Origin of the sequence: Mesorhizobium sp. M0676, assembly GCF_040320535.1 — a bacterium.
GTDB lineage: Bacteria > Pseudomonadota > Alphaproteobacteria > Rhizobiales > Rhizobiaceae > Mesorhizobium.
Genome location: NZ_JAMYPU010000014.1, coordinates 1 through 17,620 on the forward strand (window position 1 = coordinate 1; position 17,620 = coordinate 17,620).

Genomic DNA, 17,620 nt, shown 5'->3' on the forward strand with positions numbered 1-17,620 from the left:
CCCTTCCTCTCCCCCGTCGATCGGGGGAGAGGAAGGGCGCCAAGTCCTACTCGCTTACCGCTCTTCTCGTCGAAACGGCTTCAGCAGCGCCGACGGCGCAACCGCGTTGCGTGACATCACGGCCATCGCGACGATGGTGAAAATGAACGGCAGCATCAAGAACGTCTCATAGGGAATATGCCCGAGGCCGCTCGCCTGCATGCGCAATTGTAGCGCATCGACGAAGGCGAACAGCAGCGCCGCGCCCGCAGAGCGCCACGGGTCCCAGCGGCCGAACACGACCAGCGCGATCGCCACCCAGCCACGGCCCGACACGACACCAAAGGTGAAGGCGTTGAACTGTGCCATGGTGAGGAAGGCGCCCGCAAGCCCCATCAGCGCACCGCCGAGGATGACCGCCTGGAAGCGCGTGGCGATGACGCTGACCCCAGCGGAATCAGCGGCGCGCGGGTTCTCGCCGACCATCCGCACCGACAGCCCCCAAGGCGTGCGGTAGAGCACGAAAGCAGCGAGCGGGATGGCAATGATTGCCAAGTAGACCAGCGCAAACTGGTTGAAAACCGCTGACCCCAGAACCGGAATATCCGACAGCAGCGGGATCGGCACCGTCTGAAAACCCTTGATGCTGGGCGGCACCGATTGCTGGCCGAAGGTCAGACGGTAGAGGAAATAGGCAAGGCCGGACGAGAACAAAGTAACGCCGATGCCGCAGACATGCTGGCTGAGGCCGAGCGCCACGGTGAACAGCGCATGCAGCGCGCTCATCGCCATGCCGGTCAACACCGCGGCCAGCACGCCGAGCCACAGGCTGCCGCTGAGGCTGGCGGCGGTGAAGCCGGTCATCGCGCAGAGCAGCATGATGCCTTCGATACCGAGATTGAGCACGCCGGCCCGCTCGGAGAACATCTCGCCCAGCGTGGCAAATGCCAGCGGCGTGGCGATGCGGATAATGGCGGCGAGGAAGCCGACCTGAAAGATCTGTTCGAACACCGCGCTCATAAGGCGGCACCGACGCGGCGGATGCGATAGGCCGTGAACAGCAGCGCCACCAGCATGGCGAGCAGCGCCGTGCCCTGGATGACATCGCTGAGGAACGCCGGCACGCCGGTGGCGCGCGACATCGCTTCGGCGCCGGTCATCACGGCGGCCAGGAAGATCGCCGCCGGTACGACGCCGAGCGGATTGAGCCTGGCCAGCATGGCAACGACGATGCCGGAATAGCCATAGCCCGGCGAAATGTCGCTCATCACCTGGAAATGCACGCCGCCGACCTCGCCTACGCCGGCAAGCCCGGCCAGCGCGCCCGACAGCAGCGCCGTCGAAATCAGCACCCGCTCGACGTGGATGCCGCCATAGCGGGCGGCTTCCGGGCTTTCGCCGGTGACCCTGATCCGGAAGCCGAGCGTGGTGCGCACGATCAGGAACCAGATCAACGGTGCCGCGATCAACGCGGCGATGACACCCAGATGCAGCCTTGTGCCTTCGAGCAGCACCGGGAAATTCGCCGAATCCTCGATCGGCGGCGAGATCGGATAGCCGCTGAACGAGTCCTTCCACGGCCCCTCGATCAGCGCCATTAGCGCATAGTAGATGACCGAATTGAGCAGCAGCGAACTGACGACGTCATCGACTTTGAATTTCACTCGCAGGGTCGCCGGCACAAGCGCGACAGCGGCACCGGCAGCAGCGCCGGCCAGCGCCATCGACAGGATCGCCAGCGCGCCCGGCATTGGGATGGCGCCGACGAAGCAGCTGGCCACGGCGCCGGCCAGCAATTGGCCCTCGGCGCCGATGTTCCAGAATTTGGCCCGGAAGGCGACGGCCACAGCCAGCCCGGTGAAGATCATCGGGGCGGCGCGCACCAGCGTTTCGGTGATGGCATAGCTGTCGCCGAACGAGGCCGACAGCATCACGCCATAGGCCTCAAGCACGCCGGCGCCGGCCAGCGCGATGAGGCCGCTGCACAGGACCAGCGCTGCGCCGATGGCCAGCAGCGGCAAAGCGAGATTGAACCAGGCGGGGGTGGAACTGCGGGCTTCGAGGCGGAACATCAGCTATGCCCCTCCGCCGCCCAGACGGTCGCGCCGCCCTTCATCCGCCTGCCGGCACCTTCTCCCCGTATAGACACGGGGAGAAGGGATCCGGGCCCTATGCAACTCCCCTCTTGCAGCTGTGGTGATTGGCGAAACCATGGGTGAGAGCCCCTCTCCCCGTCTCTATACGGGGAGAGGATGCCGGCAGGCAGGTGAGGGGCAGCGCTGACGCTTAAAGTCAGCCAAAAGCGGGCAGTATTATTTGAGGTTTCTGCGAGGAACCGAGTGAGAAAGTCCATCTAGGCTCTGCCCTCCGCCCCGGTCATCAGCAGCCCAAGCCGCGCGATGGTCGCATCGGCGCTGTCCAGCGTGCCGGCGATGCGGCCCTCATACATCACCGCGATGCGGTCGCAGAGCACCAGCAGCTCTTCGAGATCCTCGCCGATGACGATGATCCCGCAGCCCTTGGCACGCATGTCGAGGAATTTTTCGTGGATGAAGCGGGCGGCACCGATGTCGAGGCCGCGCGTCGGCTGCGAGACGATCAGCACCTTCGGGTCGAAAGCCAGTTCGCGCGCCAGCAGCGCCTTCTGCAGATTGCCGCCCGACAGCGCGCCGGCGCGGGTCATCGGCCCGGGGCACCTGATGTCATAGGCCTTGATCTGTTCTTCGGCGAAGGCGCGGATCGCATCTGGCTTGAGCAGGCCCCGGCTGCTGAAAGCCGCAGTACCAATGCGCGGCAACACCATGGAATCGGCGAGCGGCAGATTGGTGACCAGCCCGGTCGTCATACGGTCTTCCGGGATGCGGCCAAGGCCGAGCGCCTGCACCTCGCGCGGCGAGAACCGCGTAACAGGTTTGCCGGCTATCGTCATCGCGCCGGCGTCGGGCGCGCGCGTGCCGGAAATCACCTCGGCCAGCGCCCGCTGGCCATTGCCGGAGACCCCGGCAATGCCGAGGATTTCGCCCGCGCGAACGGCAAGCGATACATCGCGCAGCGGCGTCCCCGAATGCCGTGAGGTGGAAATACCGTCGAGCGTCAGCACCGCCGCGCCTGGGGTCGAAGGTCCTCTTGCCGGCGGCACGATCTCATGGCCGCACATCAGCTGCGCCATTTCTGCCGATGTCGTGTTCGCCGGATCGTCGACACGGCCGGCGACGCGGCCGTGCCGCAATACGGTGCAGCGATGGGTGAGCGCCCGCACCTCGTTCAATTTATGCGAGATGAAGATGATTCCGAGCCCCTGCGCCGCCATCGAGCGCAGCGCCGAAAACAGCCCGTCGACCTCGCCCGGCGCCAACACCGCCGTCGGCTCGTCGAGGATCAACAGCCTGGCGCCGCGAAACAGCGCCTTGACGATTTCGAGCCGCTGCTGCTCGCCGACCGACAGCGCGGAGACAGGCAGGTTGGGGTCCAGCGTCAGCCCATGCCGACGGCTGATGTCGGACAACCGGGCAAGTCCGCCGGCGCGGTCGATGCGGCCGGATTTGCCGGGAATGCCAATCAGAAGGTTTTCCAGGACCGTCAGCCTTGGCGCCAAATGAAAATGCTGGTGCACCATGCCGATGCCGGCGGCCAGCGCATCGGCCGAACTGGTGATCCGCACGGTCTTGCCCTGGATAAGAATTTCGCCGGCATCCGGCGCATAGGCGCCGAACAGCACATTCATCAGCGTCGTCTTGCCGGCGCCGTTTTCGCCCAGCAGGCCGAGGATCTCACCTGGGGCGACGCTTAGATCGACAGCCTCATTCGCCTTGACGGCGCCGAAGCTCTTGGTGATGGCGCGCATTTCGATGAGAGGGGCGGACAAAGGTGCTCCTGCGGAGGGCTGCGCGAGTCTTCACCCTCCCCCTTGTGGGGAGGGCCGGCTTACGATCGCAGCGAAGCGTAGATCGGAAGACGTAGATCGGAAGACAGGGTGGGGGTGCGGCGCCGAAGACCCCCACCCCGATCCGCTTCGCGGATCGACCCTCCCCACAAGCGGGAGGGTAAAAAGCGCCTAATCCGAAACCGGCGTGTTCTCATCCACATCCACCCGGAAATTGCCTTCCAGGATCTCGGCCTTCTTCTTCTCGACCAGATCCTTCACATCCGCCGGCAGCGTCTTGTCGAATTTATGGTAGGGCGCCAGGAACGACCCGCCCTTGGCCATGCGCGAGAAATCGCCATAGTCCTGCGCGGTGAAGACACCGGCCTTGACCAGCTTGATCGCCTGCTCGACCGTCGGATACATGTCCCAGACCGGCCCGGTTATGACCGTGTCGGGGCCGAGGCTCGACTGGTCGGACATGTTGGAGATGGCGAGGATCTTCTTGTCCACCGCCGCCTCGATGACGCCGAAGCGCTCCGCATAGATGACATCGACGCCGGCATCGATCTGGGCGACCGCCGCTTCCTTGGCCTTGGGCGGATCGAAGAACGAGCCAATGAAGGCGACCTTCTTCTTGATGTTGGGATTGACCTCCTTGGCGCCGGCAAAGAAGGCGTTGACCAGCCGGTTCACTTCCGGAATGCCCATGGCCGCCACCGCGCCGATCGTGCCCGACTTCGACATCTTGCCGGCGATCATGCCGGAGAGATAGGCCGGTTCGTGGATCCAGTTGTCGAAGACGCCGAAATTGGGCTCGGCCGGCCCGGCGCCCGAGCCGAACAGCCATGCCGTCTTCGGGAACTGCTTTGCCGTGCGGCGCGATTCACGCTCGGCGGCGAAGGCGTCGCCCAGCACCAGCTGATACCCGCCTTGCGCATATTCGCGCATGACGCGGCTGAAATCGGCGGTCTGCACCTTTTCCGACCATTTGTATTCGATGCCGAGTTCCTTCTCGGCCTTCTGCAGGGCGACGTGGATCTGGTTGTCCCACGGCTCCTCGATCGGCGTGGCGAAGATCGCCGCCACCTTCAGCTTCTTGTCCTTGGCGAAGGCTGCACCCGGCAGCATGGCTGCGGCCAGGCCAAGTGCGCCGAGTTCCAGCACGTCGCGCCGCGACAGGCCGGTCGATTGCGATTTGTTTTTCCGGTTTTCCATCTAGTGCCCCTCTGTTTGACAGCCGTGTCGAGCCGGCTGTTCCGAAATCAGACGCGGAACTATGGAACGGGTGCGGACTTTTGTCCACATGGTCAAATTTGGCGGTGTCGCTGGCAGGAGCCGGCGCTAGCGTACCGCTTTCTCGCCGCCGGCTACGGTGATGACGCCGACGATGATCAGCCCGGTCAGCAACAGCCGAACGCCGGCGCTGACGCCGAACGTGTTGAGCATGGTCAGAAGCAGTACCAGGAACAGCGCCGCGCCCCAGACACCGGGAACATTGGCCTTGCCACCGGCGACCGAGGTGCCGCCGATGACGACGACGGCGATCGAGGCCAGCAGGTACTCGTTGCCGATATCGACATTGGCGCCGCGGAAATAGCCGGCGAGCAGCGCCCCGTCCATGCCGCCGAGCGCGCCCGACAGCGTGTAAGTCAGGAAGCGGGTGCGGCCGACATTGACGCCGGCAAGCCACGCGGCGCGGATGTTCTGGCCGATCGCCAGCACCGAGCGGCCATAGATCATGCGCTGCAAGGCGATGGCCGCACCGATGCTGAACAATACGGTAAGGATCGCCAGCACTGGAATGCCCAGGATTTGCCAGTTCGCAAAATCGGCAAAGCCGGGCGGCGGCTTGATCTGCAGGCCACGCCCATAGCTGATGTCGATCGACTGGATGATGAAGCTGGCCGACAGAGTGGCGATGATCGGCGGGATCCTCAGCGCCCAGATCAGGAGATAGTTGACGGCACCGATGGCGGCGCCGCAGGCGAGCGCGGCGAGCAGCCCGACCACGATCATGGAATCGCTGCCGCCCATGACCTTCATGGCGACGGCACTGGCGAGCCCGATATTGGCCGGCAGCGACAGGTCGACATTGCCTGGCCCGAGCGTGATGACGAACATTTGGCCGACTCCGACGATGACGGTGAACACCGCCAGCGACAGTGCCGCCGTGACCATGCCACCGCCGCCATAGCCGCCGGTGAAAGCGATGGTCGCCAGCCAGACGAACATCGCGCCGATGAACGACCATATCCAGGGTTTGGCGGCCAGCGATTTAACCAGCGTCATCGCTACCTCTCCCTGCGGCTGATCAGGACGCGGGCTGCCAGCACGATGATCAGGATGGCGCCGTTGGCGGCGACCTGCCAATCCGGCGGAATGTGCATGAAGGTGAGCAGAGGCGATGCCGCCAGCGCCAGTGTCAGCGCGCCGAGCACGGCGCCGATCGGCGACACCCGGCCGCCGACGAACTCGCCGCCGCCGAGAATGACGCCGGCGATCGCCAGCAGCGTGTAGCCATTGCCGATATTGGCGTCGGCCGAGGTGGTGATGCCGATCAGCGCCATGCCGGACAGAACGCCGAACAGGCCGGTCAGCGCAAACAGCACGATCTTGGTTCGAAGCAGCGACCAGCCAGCGCGCCTGAGCGCCGCCGGATTGCCGCCGGATCCCCGCAGGATGACGCCATAGGAGGTGCGCATCAGCCCAAAATGCACCACCGCTGCGATCGCCAGCGCGGCGATGATAGGGAACGGAATGAAGGGCGGCTTGAAGGCCATCAGCGACAAGAGCCAGTCCGGCGCCTTGCCACCGGGCTTGGGCAGCACCAGAATGGCAAGCCCCTGCCAGACGAAGCTCATGCCCAGCGTCACCACGATCGACGGCAGATTGCGCAGATGGATCAGTGCGCCGAGCAGCGCATAAACGCCTATGGAGCCGAGCAGGATGATCACGCCGAGCAGCGGCGCGTCCTTCAGCCAGGTCGCGGTGACGCAGCCGACAAAGCCGACAAAGGTGCCGATCGACAGATCGAGCTCATTGCCGGCGATGACGAACATCTGGGCGATCGTCGCCAGCGCGATCGGAATAGCGAGGTTCAACATCAGGCTGAAGCCGAAATAGCTGATGGCGCGTGGGTTGAGCCAGGCGATGGCGATAACCACCAGCGCCAGCGACAGCGCCGGCAACAGGCTGCGCAGCAGGCGCGCGCGGGCCGCGCTGCTGCGCGGCGAGGACGTAGGGCCGGGAGCGACTGCCGTCATCTCAGGCCGCGTCGCCGAATGAGGACTGGATGATCTTTTCCTCGGTCAGCTCGTCGCGCGTGAGATTGGCGACGATGCGGCCGTTCTTGAAGACATGGATGTGGTCGCAATTGTCGAGCTCTTCGGTCTCGGTGGTGTACCAGAGGAAGGTCCGGCCCTTGGCCGCCTCCTCGCGCACGAGATCGTAGACCTCGAGCTTGGTGCCGATGTCCACGCCGCGCATCGGATCGTCCATCAGCACGATCTGCGCATCGGAACCCAGTGCGCGGGCAAACAGCGCCTTCTGCTGGTTGCCGCCGGACAGCGAGAAGATGTTGTTGGTCATGTCAGGCGTGCGGATGCCGATCTTCTGCTTCCAAAACTCAGCAAGCTCGGCCTCGCGCTGCGGCGAGATCAGCAACCCTTTGCGCAGCCGCGCCAGCGAGCGGATGCCGATGTTTTCGGCAATAGACCATTGCGGGAAAATGCCGTCCGATTGGCGGTCTCCGGCCACCAGCGCCACCGGGGCGGTCACCTCGATATCAAGCCTTCTACGCGTCGCGGCGGCAAAGATCGCCAGCAACAGGTCGGTCTGGCCATGGCCGGCAAGCCCGGCAAGCCCGATGATCTCGCCGGCGCGGGCGACAAGCTCCTTGCCGTCCTGCTGCCGCTCGGGCCGCGCCCGCACCCTGAGCGGGCCCGCCGCCGGCCTGGCGGCGATCTCCGCCGCGATCTTCTCGCGCGCTTCCGCGCCGCCCATCGTCGTCACCAGCCGGTCGCGGTCGAACGCTTTTGCAACGTCCGTGGCGACCACCTTGCCGTCGCGCATGACCACGATGCGGTCGGCATTCTGCAGCACCTCGCCCAGCACATGCGAGATCAGGATGCAGCTGCCCCCGGTGGCGACGAAACGGCGCACGAAGGCAAGCAGCTGGCCCGCAGTATGCGCGTCCAGCGAAGAGGTCGGCTCGTCGAGGATGACCAGGTCGAGCGGATCGCGCGTCACCGTGAAGGCGCGCGCCACCTCGACCATCTGCCGCCGGCCGATGGAGAGATCGCCGGCAATGTCGTCCGCCGAGATGCCGTGATCCGGAAAGATTTCGTCCAGCTTGGCGGCAATGAGAGCAGCCGCCTTGCGTCGCCAGCCGAAGCCGGTGAGCGCCGGATGGTTGATGCGCGTATTCTCCGCGATACTGAGGTTAGGGCAGAGCGACAATTCCTGGAACACGCAGCGTATGCCGAGTTTCAGCGCGCGCGCCACCGAGTAGTCGGTTTCGGCATTGCCACGCACCGCGATCTCACCGCCATCGGGCTGCAGTGTACCGGCCACCATATGCATCAGCGTCGACTTGCCGGCGCCGTTGTGGCCGACCAGCCCGACGCATTCGCCTGATGCGACATAAAAATCGACGCCGTTAAGCGCCCGAACGGCGCCGAAATGTTTTTCGGCGCCGTTCAGCCTGATGATGTCCAAATGGGCGGCGCCGATTTGTTTTTCGGCGCCGCCCAGTCTGATGATGTCCGTATTGGCCTCAGGCATGCTCAACGATATCCGGTCGGTCATGCCGCTGGCAATGAATGCAATGCATCACTTGATATTGGCTTTGATCGCCGCGATTGCGTCTTCCTGGCTGTATTCGTGGGTGGCGACGCCGCCCTCCTTGATTTTCGGCAGCTCGGTCTCGAAATTGTCCTGGGTAAAGGCGAGATACGGCACCAAAAGGTCATGCGGAATGTCGGTGCGGCCGTCGAGCACCTGCTGCGCCACCCAGAAGGCCAGCGACGACACGCCGGGCGCGATCGAGGCCGACCAGGTCTGGTAGCCATCCTTGTCCTTCTGCTCCTTCCACCATTTCAGCTCGTCCTGGCGGTTGCCCATGATGATGGTCGGACGCGGCTTGCCTGCGGCGGCAAAGGCTTGTGCCGCGCCATAACCGTCACCGCCCTGGTCGACGATGCCGACGATGTCGGGCAACGAAGGCAGGATCGTCGCGACCGCCTTCTGCGCCGTCGTCTGGTCCCAGTCGCCGGTCACCGAACCGACGATCTTGAACTCGGGATGGGCGGCGACGCCTTCGAGGATGCCGGCATGGATGGCATCGTCGATCGAGGTGCCGGCAAGGCCGCGGATTTCCAGCAAATTGCCGCCCTTGGGCTGGAACTTGGCCATCTGCTCGACTTCCTGCTTGCCCATATCCTTGAAGTCGACGACGACGCGGTAGGCGCAAGGTTCGGTGACCGTCCCGTCGAAGGAGACGACGACGATGCCGGCATCGCAGGCCTGCTTGATGGCGCCGTTCAGCGCATCCGGCGAGGCGGCGTTGATGACGATGGCGTCATAGCCCTGCAGGATCAGGTTCTGCACCTGGGCAGCCTGCGTCGGCACTTCCTTGTCGGCGGTGGTGAAGATGTCGGCGGCGCCGACGATCTTATCTTCCACCGCCTTCTTCGTGACGATGCCGTAGCTGTCGAGCATCGCCTGACGCCACGAATTGCCGGCGTAATTGTTGGAGAAGGCGATCTTCTTGCCGCTGGTGTCGGCAAGCGCCGTGCCCGAGGCGAGCATCGCCGCCAGAGCGCTCAGGACGAGCAGTGTCTTCATGTCATAATCCTCCCATGGATTGTCGGCCCCGCCGACTGTTGCTGATGGTTTTGGCGTTGGCTGCCTGTTTTTTATCTATTGTCAGACAAATGCAGATGAGCTCGCTTGTCAACTGCGATCGGTTACGCTTTGGCGATCAACTTCAGGTGCGATGATTGAAAAGCCTTCGCCTGCTGGTCTAGGGAAGGGCCCAGGAGACCATGCATGGCAGCGACGCCGCCGACCCTTCCCCCCAGTGCACCCAAAAGAATGGGCGCGCCCGGAATTCCGGCGCGCTGGACGTCAAGCGCCAAGAGCGGCGTAGGTGCCGCGCTTTCAACGGCGAGTCGCGTCTGGTTCACGCTCAGCCATGGCATCGTCAATGAAGTCTACTATCCCGGCCTCGACAGCGCCTGCACGCGCGACATGGGACTGCTGGTCACCGGCCTCGGCGGCTGGTTTTCCGAGGAGAAGCGTGACGCCACGCATGCCATCGAGCCGTTCGAGGAAGGCGTGCCCGCCTACCGGCTGGTCAACGCGACGGCGCGTTACCGGATCGAAAAGCGCATCCTGGCGGATCCGGCGCGCCCGGCCCTGCTGCAGGAAATCAGCTTCACGGCACTCGAGGGCGTGGCCACGGACTACCGCGTCTACGCCCTGCTGGCGCCGCATCTGGTCAATGCCGGCATGGGCAACACCGCCTGGATCGGCGAGCACAAGGGCAAGCCGATGCTGTTTGCGTCCGGGCACGGCGCCTGCTTGGCGCTTGCCTCCTCGCTGCCCTGGGGCGACTGCTCGGCCGGCTATGCAGGCTTTTCCGACGGCTGGCAGCAACTCAGCCGCGCCGGCCGGCTCGATCCGACCTGCCAAAGCGCGGAGGACGGCAATGTCGCGCTGACCGGCGAGATCGGCTTTTCTTTAGCCAACAGCGAAGCCTTGCTTGCGCTTGGGTTTGGGGCGACGCCGGATGAAGCGGCCGAAAACGCCGCCGCCAGCCTGAAACGCGGTTTTGAGCCGGCGGCAAAGGCCTATGTCGCGAAATGGCGGAAATGGCAGGCAGGCCTGACGCCGCTCGACCACCATGATGCATCCGGCCTCAACACCTACCGCGTCAGCACAGCGGTGCTGGCGACGCACCTGTCGCTGGCGAGGCCCGGCGCGGCCGTTGCCAGCCTGTCGATCCCGTGGGGAGCGAGCAAGGGCGACGACGACCTTGGCGGCTATCATCTGGTCTGGCCGCGCGACCTTGTGGAAACCGCGGGCGGCTTGCTCGCCGCCGGCGATCCGGCGCAGGCGCTTGAGATCCTCGCCTATCTCCGTTCCATCCAGCAGCCGGACGGCCACTGGCCACAAAATGTGTGGCTCGACGGCTCGCTCTATTGGCCGGGCATCCAGATGGACGAATGCGCCTTCCCACTGCTGCTTGCCGATGCGCTGCACCGCGCCGGCCACCTGCCGCGCGCCAAGCTCGCCGCCTTCATGCCGATGGTCGAGAAAGCAGCGTCCTATGTCGTGCGCAATGGTCCCGTCACCGGGCAGGACCGCTGGGAAGAGGATGCCGGCTACAGCCCATTCACGCTCGCCGTCGAAATATCGGCACTGCTTGGCGCCGCCGATCTGTTCGACGTTGACGGCAAACCGGAGCCGGCTAACTATTTGCGCGAGGTCGCGGATTGCTGGAACGACCAGATCGAGCGCTGGACCTATGTCAGCGGCACACCGGAGTGCCACGAGGCTGGCGTCGACGGCTACTACATCCGCATCGCGCCGGCCGACGGTTCAGGCGCCGCATCGCCGAAGGACGGCTTCGTACCGATCAAGAACCGTCCGCCGGGCGATACCGACAAGCCGGCCGAAGCGATTGTCAGCCCGGACGCGCTGGCGCTAGTCCGCTTCGGCCTCAGGGCCGCGGACGATCCGCGCATCGTCGGCACGGTCAAGATCATCGACGCGCAACTGCGCTGCGACCTGCCGCAAGGGCCTCTATGGTACCGCTACACCAGCGACGGTTATGGCGAACACTCCGACGGCGCCCCCTTCGACGGCAACGGCCAGGGCCGACCCTGGCCGTTGCTGGCCGGCGAACGCGCCCACTACGAGCTGGCCGCCGGTAACAAGGACAAGGCGGCAAGCCTGCTCAGGACATTCGAGGCTTCGGCTGGTGTGGGCGGTCTGCTGCCGGAACAGGTCTGGGACGGCGCCGACATACCGGAGCGCGAATTGTGGCTGGGCAGGCCGTCGGGCAGCGCCATGCCGCTGGTCTGGGCGCATTCGGAACACATCAAGCTGTTGCGCTCGCTCCGCGACGGCGCCGTCTTCGACATGCCGCCGCAAGGCGTCAAGCGCTATGTCAGGGACAAGACCGGCTCGCCGCTGAGGATAGGGCGCTTCAACAACAGGCTGCGCACCCTGGAAGCCGGCAAGACGCTGCGGGTTGAACTGCTGCAGCCGGCACTGATCCGCTGGAGCGGCGACCAGTGGCAGACCAGCCATGAAATCAACACGTCCGTGAATGTCTTTGGCGTCCATCTGGCGGATCTGCCGGTGGCCGATATTCCGCGAGGTAATACGATCGTCTTCACTTTTTTCTGGCCCGACGGCGACCGTTGGGAGAATGTCGACTTCACCGTCGGCATTGAGAACTAACTCGCCCACAATTTTCTTTCCTCAAGCGACTAGGACAAGACCATGCAGATCGGAATGATGGGACTGGGCAGGATGGGCGCCAACATGGTGCGCCGCCTGATGCGCGACGGCCATGAATGCGTCGTCTACGACATCAACCCGGCAAGCGTTGCCGCCCTGGTTGCCGATGGCGCCATCGGCGCCGCCTCCATGGAAGAGTTCGTCGGCAAGCTGTCCAAGCCGCGTAGCGCCTGGCTGATGCTGCCGGCGGCGATCACCGGCAGGATCGCCGACCAGATGGCAGCATTGATGGAGCCCGGCGATATCATCATCGACGGCGGCAATTCCTATTATCACGACGCTGTCGACCAGGCGGCCGAGCTCGCGGCCAAGGGCCTGCACTATGTCGATGTCGGCACCAGCGGCGGCGTCTGGGGCTTGGAGCGCGGCTATTGCCTGATGATCGGTGGCCCCGACACGGCGGTCAAACACCTCGACCCGATCTTCGCCACGCTGGCGCCCGGCGCCGATGTCGGCGCCACGCCCGACAAGGCGGGTGGAACCGCACCCTTTGGCTACCTGCATTGCGGACCGAGCGGCGCCGGCCATTTCGTCAAGATGATCCATAACGGCATCGAGTATGGCGTCATGGCCGCCTATGCCGAAGGCATGAACATTTTGAAATCGGCAAATGCCGGCAAAAGACAGCGCACGGCGGACGCCGAGACCAGCCCTTTGGAAAACCCGCAATACTATCAGTTCGACATCGACCTGCCGCAAGTGGCCGAGGTCTGGCGCCATGGCAGTGTGATCGGCTCGTGGCTGCTCGACCTCACCGCCGGCGCACTGAAGAGCGACCCGGCATTGGCCCAGTTCGGCGGCCGCGTCTCCGATTCCGGCGAAGGACGCTGGACGCTGAAGGCGGCGATCGACACCGGCGTGCCGGCGCCGGTTCTGTCCTCGGCTTTGTTCGACCGCTTCTCCTCGCAGGGCGAATCCGAATTCGCCGACAAGCTGCTGTCGGCCATGCGCTATGCCTTTGGCGGCCATGTCGAAAAGCCGAAGGCCGGCAAGTGAAGGCCGCAGGGGAGACGCGCAAGATGAGCCCGGAACGGTCCGACACGCTGGTGCTCTTCGGAGCAACCGGCGACCTTGCCCACAAGAAGATATTTCCGGCCCTCTACCAGATGGTAGCCAAGGGGACGCTGACCGAGCCGATGATCGGGGTCGCCTTCGATGCCTGGGACATCAACCAATTGCAGGCGCGGGCCCGCGACGGCATCGTCAACGCTGTCGGCAAGATCGACGAAAAGATCTTCGCCAAATTCGCCAATCTGCTGCGCTATGTCAGCGGCGACTACCGCGACGGCGCGACCTTCGAGAAGCTGAAGACGGCGCTCGGCTCGGCGCAGCGGCCGCTGCACTATATGGCGGTGCCGCCGACCATGTTCGAGACCGTCGTCCAGGGGCTGGAGCAATCCGGTACCGCGCATGGCGCGCGGCTGATGGTGGAAAAGCCGTTCGGCCACGATCTCCAATCGGCGCGCTGGCTGAACCGCGTGCTGCATCTGGTGTTCGAAGAGCAGTCGATCTTCCGCATCGACCACTATCTCGGCAAGGAGGCGATCCAGAACCTGCTCTATTTCCGCTTTGCCAATTCCTTTCTCGAGCCGATCTGGAACCGCAACTTCGTCGAAAGCGTACAGATCACCATGGCCGAGGACTTCGGCGTCGAAGGCCGTGGCAAATTCTATGACGATGTTGGCGCTATCCGCGATGTGATCGAGAACCATCTGCTCAACATCCTTTTGCTGCTCGCCATGGAACCGCCGGTCGGCCGCTCGGCCGACGATCTGATCGACGAGAAGGTGCAGGTGCTGCGCGCCATCCGCACGCTGACCAAGGACGACGTCGTGCGCGGCCAGTTCACAGGCTATCTCGCTGAACCCGGCGTGAAGCCGAACTCGCCGGTCGAAACCTTTGCCGCGGTGCGCTTCATGGTCGACACCTGGCGCTGGCAGGACGTGCCCTTCTTCATCCGCACCGGCAAGAACATGCCGGTGCATGTGACCGAAGTGATCGTGCGGCTGAAGCGGCCGCCGCTGGACGTCTTCGATCCGATCAAGCCCAGCGACGCCAATTACGTGCGCTTCCGCATCGACCCGCAGGTGGCGATCTCGATCGGCGCGCAACGCAAGGCACCCGGCGACGACATGGTCGGCGAGCAGGTCGAACTCACCGCGCTCGACGATTCGAAGGGCGACATGCCGCCCTATGAGCGGCTGATCGGCGATGCCATGAACGGCAATGGCCAATTGTTCACCCGCCAGGATGCCAGCGAGCTTGCCTGGCGCATTGTCGGCCCGGTGCTCGGCGACACCACGCCGCCGCATATGTATGAGCCGAAGACCTGGGGGCCTGCCGACGCCATGGCCAGCTTCGGGCCGCCCAACGGCTGGATCAATCCGAGTTGAGCAACTCCACGAAAAGTGCGAGCGGTCTTTCCGTCCGGAATTGCGTAAAACAAAGAGTTGGAGCATTCCCCGTTTCCCTGAAACGGGGAACGCGCCAAGTGAGCGGAGGAAACGACATGGCCAAGGCAGCCAAGGCAGCCAGGCCCGCGAAGGCCAAGGCCGAACCGATCGTACTGACGATCGATGTCGGCGGCTCGCATGTGAAAATCCTCACCAGCGCAGGCGGCGAGATGCGCCGGGCCGATTCCGGACCGGACCTGACGCCGCAGCAAATGGTCGCCACGGTGAAGACGCTGGCCGAAGGGCTGGCCTATGACGTGATCTCGATGGGCTATCCCGGCCCGGTCAGGCACAACAGGCCTTCGCTCGATCCCGCCAACCTCGGCAAGGGCTGGGACGGCTACGATTTTGCTGCCGCCTTCGGCAAGCCGGTCAAGGTCGTCAACGACGCGCTGCTGCAGGCGATCGGCAGCTACGATGGCGGGCGCATGCTGTTCCTCGGCCTCGGCACCGGCCTGGGCGCGGCGATGATCCTCAACAATGTCGGCCAGCCGATGGAACTGGCGCATCTGCCGTACCGCAAGGGCGGCAGTTTCGAAGATTATGTCGGCGAGCGCGGCCTGGAGAAATACGGCAAGAAAAAATGGCGCAAATACGTTTTCGACGTCGTCGGGCGGCTGCGTGCGGCGCTGCAGCCGGATTATGTCGTCATCGGCGGCGGCAATGTCGACAGACTGGATGAATTGCCCGGCACATCCAGGCGCGGCGACAATACGCGCGCTTTCGAGGGCGGTTTTCGACTATGGCGCGACAAGGCGCTGATCGTCTGATAGTATTAAAATTCAGTATAGTTGTTCAAAATGACGTGTGGCGCGATACGAAGTCATTGCGTTACGCAGATTTGGCGATTAGATCGGTGGCACCGGATGGAATCATCTGGCGCAACCGCACATATGCGGCAAGACAAATGACTAGAGCGGATTTCCGGCTCCGCTGGGACCACTCTGGGAGTTTCCGCCACCCCCCTAGCGACGGAGAGATAAATTGGCCGACGACAGCAACGACTCTGACAAGGACATCGACCTGCTCGAGCTTACCGCCCATATCGTGTCCGCTTACGTCGAGAAGAACCGCTTGCCCGTTGCCGGCCTGAGCGATCTCATCGCCAGCGTTGCGGCGTCGATCGGCGGGCTCAGCCAGCCGCCGGCCCCAGTGGCGGCGCCGCAGATCCCGGCCGTCAATCCCAAGCGGTCGGTGACGCCGGATTACATCATCTGCCTCGAGGACGGCAAAAAATTCAAATCGCTGAAGCGCCATCTCGGCGTCCATTTCAACCTGACGCCGGAAGCCTATCGTACCAAATGGGGCCTGCCGGCCGACTATCCGATGGTTGCCCCCAACTACGCGGCGTCGCGCTCCGAGCTGGCCAAGTCGATCGGCCTCGGCCGCAAGGCTGCAGTGGCCGCGCCGACGAAAGCCAAGGGTCGGAAGGCCAAAGTTCCGGCCTGAGTGGGATCAGCGCCTCGGCCCTGAGCCAATCGTTTGGACGACTGGAACAGAAGCCTGCCGGCGAATGAGCCTTGGCAGGCTTCGTGCTTTTATGGCTTGTACCTCTGAGTGTCAGGACTTTGGGGGAGCAGCCATGAACTACGCCAGAATGGTGATCGAGAAAGAGGCGCCGGAGGAATACGGCTACGATCGCATTCGGTTCAATCTCTCCGAAAGCTCGATCGCCGATCAGAAACTCTCCGACGTCGGCCTGTCGCTGCCGGATCTCACGCTGTTCTACGGCGAGCATCGCGGCGACAAGGAGTTGCGGGCGCTGATCGCGGCGCAGGATTCCGGCATTTCGCCTGACGATGTTCTGGTGACCGCCGGTGCGGCGGGCGCGCTCTTCATCATTTCGACCTCGCTTCTGTCGGAGCGCGACCACCTTGTCGTCGTCCGGCCGAACTACGCCACCAACATCGAGACCCCCAAGGCGATCGGCTGCGCCATCTCCTATGTCGATCTCGATTTCGACGCAGGCTTTGCCATCGATTTCGGCCGCGTCGCCGCCAGCATGCAACCGAACACCAAGCTGATCAGCGTCACCTGCCCGCACAACCCGACCGGCACGATGATGGGCCGGGCCGATCTCGACGCGCTGATTGCGCTGGCCGAAGCGAGCGGCTGCCATCTGCTGGTCGACGAGACCTATCGCGACCTCTCCTATGGACAGCGCCTGCCGGCGGCGGCTTCTCTCAGCCCCAAGGCGATCAGCGTCTCGTCGCTGTCGAAAGCCTTCGGCATTCCCGGCATCCGCATTGGCTGGCTGATCACCAGCGATGCCGAACTGCAGGAGCGCTTCCTCGCCGCCAAGGAGCAGATCGGCATTTGCGGCAGCGTCATCGACGAAGGCATTGCGCGCGGCATGCTGGGGCGCCGCGACGCTTTCCTGGCCGCGCTGCTGCCCGAGATGGCGAAACGCCGCGACATCGTGCAAGATTGGATCGACCGCGAGCCGCTGGTCGACTGGGTGCGGCCACAAGGCGGCGTCGTCGGATTTCCAAGGCTCAATGTCAGTCCAGACTTCGACCTCGACCGTTTCTACGTCAATCTCTTGGAAAACCACGGCACCTATGTCGGTCCCGGCCACTGGTTCGATATGCCCAAGCGCTTCTTCCGCGTCGGTTTCGGCTGGCCGAAAGAGGCGGAATTACAGGGCGGCCTCGACGCCATCACCGCCGCGCTGAGGCAGTAACGTCCGCGTGCAATCGGGCGAGCGGCTTGAAAACCGCTTGATCCAGGTCCGATTTTCACGCATACGCGCCCCGAACTTTGATAAGTTTCATTGGCCGGAACAGCGCCCATT

At 64.2% G+C, this 17,620-nt stretch carries 14 protein-coding genes; 6 read left to right on the forward strand and 8 right to left on the reverse strand.

From position 1 onward, the window contains the following. Positions 1-54: 54 nt before the first annotated feature. The 8 genes from NKI35_RS16905 to NKI35_RS16940 form a co-directional block, all read right to left on the reverse strand. On the reverse strand, positions 55-999 hold the full coding sequence (locus NKI35_RS16905) for an ABC transporter permease (RefSeq protein WP_023694455.1): 945 nt from the start codon (positions 997-999) through the stop codon (positions 55-57). Continuing rightward, positions 996-2,051, reverse strand: coding sequence for an ABC transporter permease (locus NKI35_RS16910; RefSeq protein ID WP_023683937.1), 1,056 nt, complete (start codon positions 2,049-2,051; stop codon positions 996-998). The genes NKI35_RS16905 and NKI35_RS16910 overlap by 4 nt, the downstream gene beginning before the upstream one ends. 281 nt (positions 2,052-2,332) lie before the next feature. Next, positions 2,333-3,844: an ABC transporter ATP-binding protein gene (locus NKI35_RS16915; protein ID WP_352740975.1), complete on the reverse strand. Its 1,512-nt coding sequence runs from the start codon at positions 3,842-3,844 to the stop codon at positions 2,333-2,335. A 189-nt stretch (positions 3,845-4,033) separates the two neighbouring features. Continuing rightward, positions 4,034-5,059 carry a BMP family protein gene (locus tag NKI35_RS16920; RefSeq protein ID WP_023670460.1) on the reverse strand — a complete coding sequence of 342 codons (1,026 nt, stop codon included), beginning with the start codon at positions 5,057-5,059 and terminating at the stop codon, positions 4,034-4,036. Between the two features lie 126 nt (positions 5,060-5,185). Next, entirely contained in the window at positions 5,186-6,133 is a 948-nt protein-coding gene (locus tag NKI35_RS16925; RefSeq protein ID WP_352538938.1) for an ABC transporter permease, read from the reverse strand. Between the two features lie 2 nt (positions 6,134-6,135). Continuing rightward, positions 6,136-7,107 carry an ABC transporter permease gene (locus NKI35_RS16930; RefSeq protein WP_023694460.1) on the reverse strand — a complete coding sequence of 324 codons (972 nt, stop codon included), beginning with the start codon at positions 7,105-7,107 and terminating at the stop codon, positions 6,136-6,138. A 1-nt stretch (position 7,108) separates the two neighbouring features. Then, positions 7,109-8,626 (reverse strand): sugar ABC transporter ATP-binding protein, encoded by a 1,518-nt coding sequence (locus NKI35_RS16935; RefSeq protein ID WP_352740978.1) that lies wholly within the window; start codon positions 8,624-8,626, stop codon positions 7,109-7,111. Between the two features lie 48 nt (positions 8,627-8,674). Beyond that, a complete protein-coding gene (locus NKI35_RS16940; protein ID WP_023670464.1) occupies positions 8,675-9,688 on the reverse strand; it encodes an ABC transporter substrate-binding protein in 1,014 nt (337 codons plus the stop codon). A gap of 204 nt (positions 9,689-9,892) precedes the next feature. On the opposite strand from NKI35_RS16940, the gene NKI35_RS16945 reads away from it, so the two are divergent. The 6 genes from NKI35_RS16945 to NKI35_RS16970 all read left to right on the forward strand — a co-directional run bounded on the left by NKI35_RS16945 (position 9,893) and on the right by NKI35_RS16970 (position 17,509). Next, on the forward strand, positions 9,893-12,313 hold the full coding sequence (locus tag NKI35_RS16945) for a glucan 1,4-alpha-glucosidase (protein ID WP_352740980.1): 2,421 nt from the start codon (positions 9,893-9,895) through the stop codon (positions 12,311-12,313). Positions 12,314-12,355: 42 nt separating this feature from the next. Then, complete coding sequence (gene gnd, locus NKI35_RS16950) at positions 12,356-13,369, forward strand: phosphogluconate dehydrogenase (NAD(+)-dependent, decarboxylating) (protein ID WP_023670467.1); 1,014 nt, start codon at positions 12,356-12,358, stop codon at positions 13,367-13,369. 23 nt (positions 13,370-13,392) lie between these two features. Continuing rightward, positions 13,393-14,766 carry a glucose-6-phosphate dehydrogenase gene (zwf, locus tag NKI35_RS16955; RefSeq protein ID WP_352740982.1) on the forward strand — a complete coding sequence of 458 codons (1,374 nt, stop codon included), beginning with the start codon at positions 13,393-13,395 and terminating at the stop codon, positions 14,764-14,766. A 116-nt stretch (positions 14,767-14,882) separates the two neighbouring features. Beyond that, positions 14,883-15,596 (forward strand): ROK family protein, encoded by a 714-nt coding sequence (locus tag NKI35_RS16960; protein ID WP_023818287.1) that lies wholly within the window; start codon positions 14,883-14,885, stop codon positions 15,594-15,596. Between the two features lie 214 nt (positions 15,597-15,810). After that, the gene (locus NKI35_RS16965; protein ID WP_023726073.1) at positions 15,811-16,275 is read left to right on the forward strand and encodes a Ros/MucR family transcriptional regulator; all 465 of its coding nucleotides are present in this window, start codon (positions 15,811-15,813) and stop codon (positions 16,273-16,275) included. Positions 16,276-16,408: 133 nt separating this feature from the next. Beyond that, entirely contained in the window at positions 16,409-17,509 is a 1,101-nt protein-coding gene (locus NKI35_RS16970) for a pyridoxal phosphate-dependent aminotransferase (RefSeq protein WP_023710196.1), read from the forward strand. Positions 17,510-17,620 lie beyond the last annotated feature (111 nt).

What these genes read in the sequence shown, in the direction of transcription:
- NKI35_RS16905 (WP_023694455.1), bottom strand. Translation starts at nt 999, where the DNA reads ATGAGCGCGGTGTTCGAACAGATCTTTCAGGTCGGCTTCCTCGCCGCC.
- NKI35_RS16910 (WP_023683937.1), bottom strand. Translation starts at nt 2,051, where the DNA reads ATGTTCCGCCTCGAAGCCCGCAGTTCCACCCCCGCCTGGTTCAATCTC.
- NKI35_RS16920 (WP_023670460.1), bottom strand. Translation starts at nt 5,059, where the DNA reads ATGGAAAACCGGAAAAACAAATCGCAATCGACCGGCCTGTCGCGGCGC.
- NKI35_RS16925 (WP_352538938.1), bottom strand. Translation starts at nt 6,133, where the DNA reads ATGACGCTGGTTAAATCGCTGGCCGCCAAACCCTGGATATGGTCGTTC.
- NKI35_RS16930 (WP_023694460.1), bottom strand. Translation starts at nt 7,107, where the DNA reads ATGACGGCAGTCGCTCCCGGCCCTACGTCCTCGCCGCGCAGCAGCGCG.
- NKI35_RS16935 (WP_352740978.1), bottom strand. Translation starts at nt 8,626, where the DNA reads ATGCCTGAGGCCAATACGGACATCATCAGACTGGGCGGCGCCGAAAAA.
- NKI35_RS16940 (WP_023670464.1), bottom strand. Translation starts at nt 9,688, where the DNA reads ATGAAGACACTGCTCGTCCTGAGCGCTCTGGCGGCGATGCTCGCCTCG.
- NKI35_RS16945 (WP_352740980.1), top strand. Translation starts at nt 9,893, where the DNA reads ATGGCAGCGACGCCGCCGACCCTTCCCCCCAGTGCACCCAAAAGAATG.
- gnd (WP_023670467.1), top strand. Translation starts at nt 12,356, where the DNA reads ATGCAGATCGGAATGATGGGACTGGGCAGGATGGGCGCCAACATGGTG.
- zwf (WP_352740982.1), top strand. Translation starts at nt 13,393, where the DNA reads ATGAGCCCGGAACGGTCCGACACGCTGGTGCTCTTCGGAGCAACCGGC.
- NKI35_RS16960 (WP_023818287.1), top strand. Translation starts at nt 14,883, where the DNA reads ATGGCCAAGGCAGCCAAGGCAGCCAGGCCCGCGAAGGCCAAGGCCGAA.
- NKI35_RS16970 (WP_023710196.1), top strand. Translation starts at nt 16,409, where the DNA reads ATGAACTACGCCAGAATGGTGATCGAGAAAGAGGCGCCGGAGGAATAC.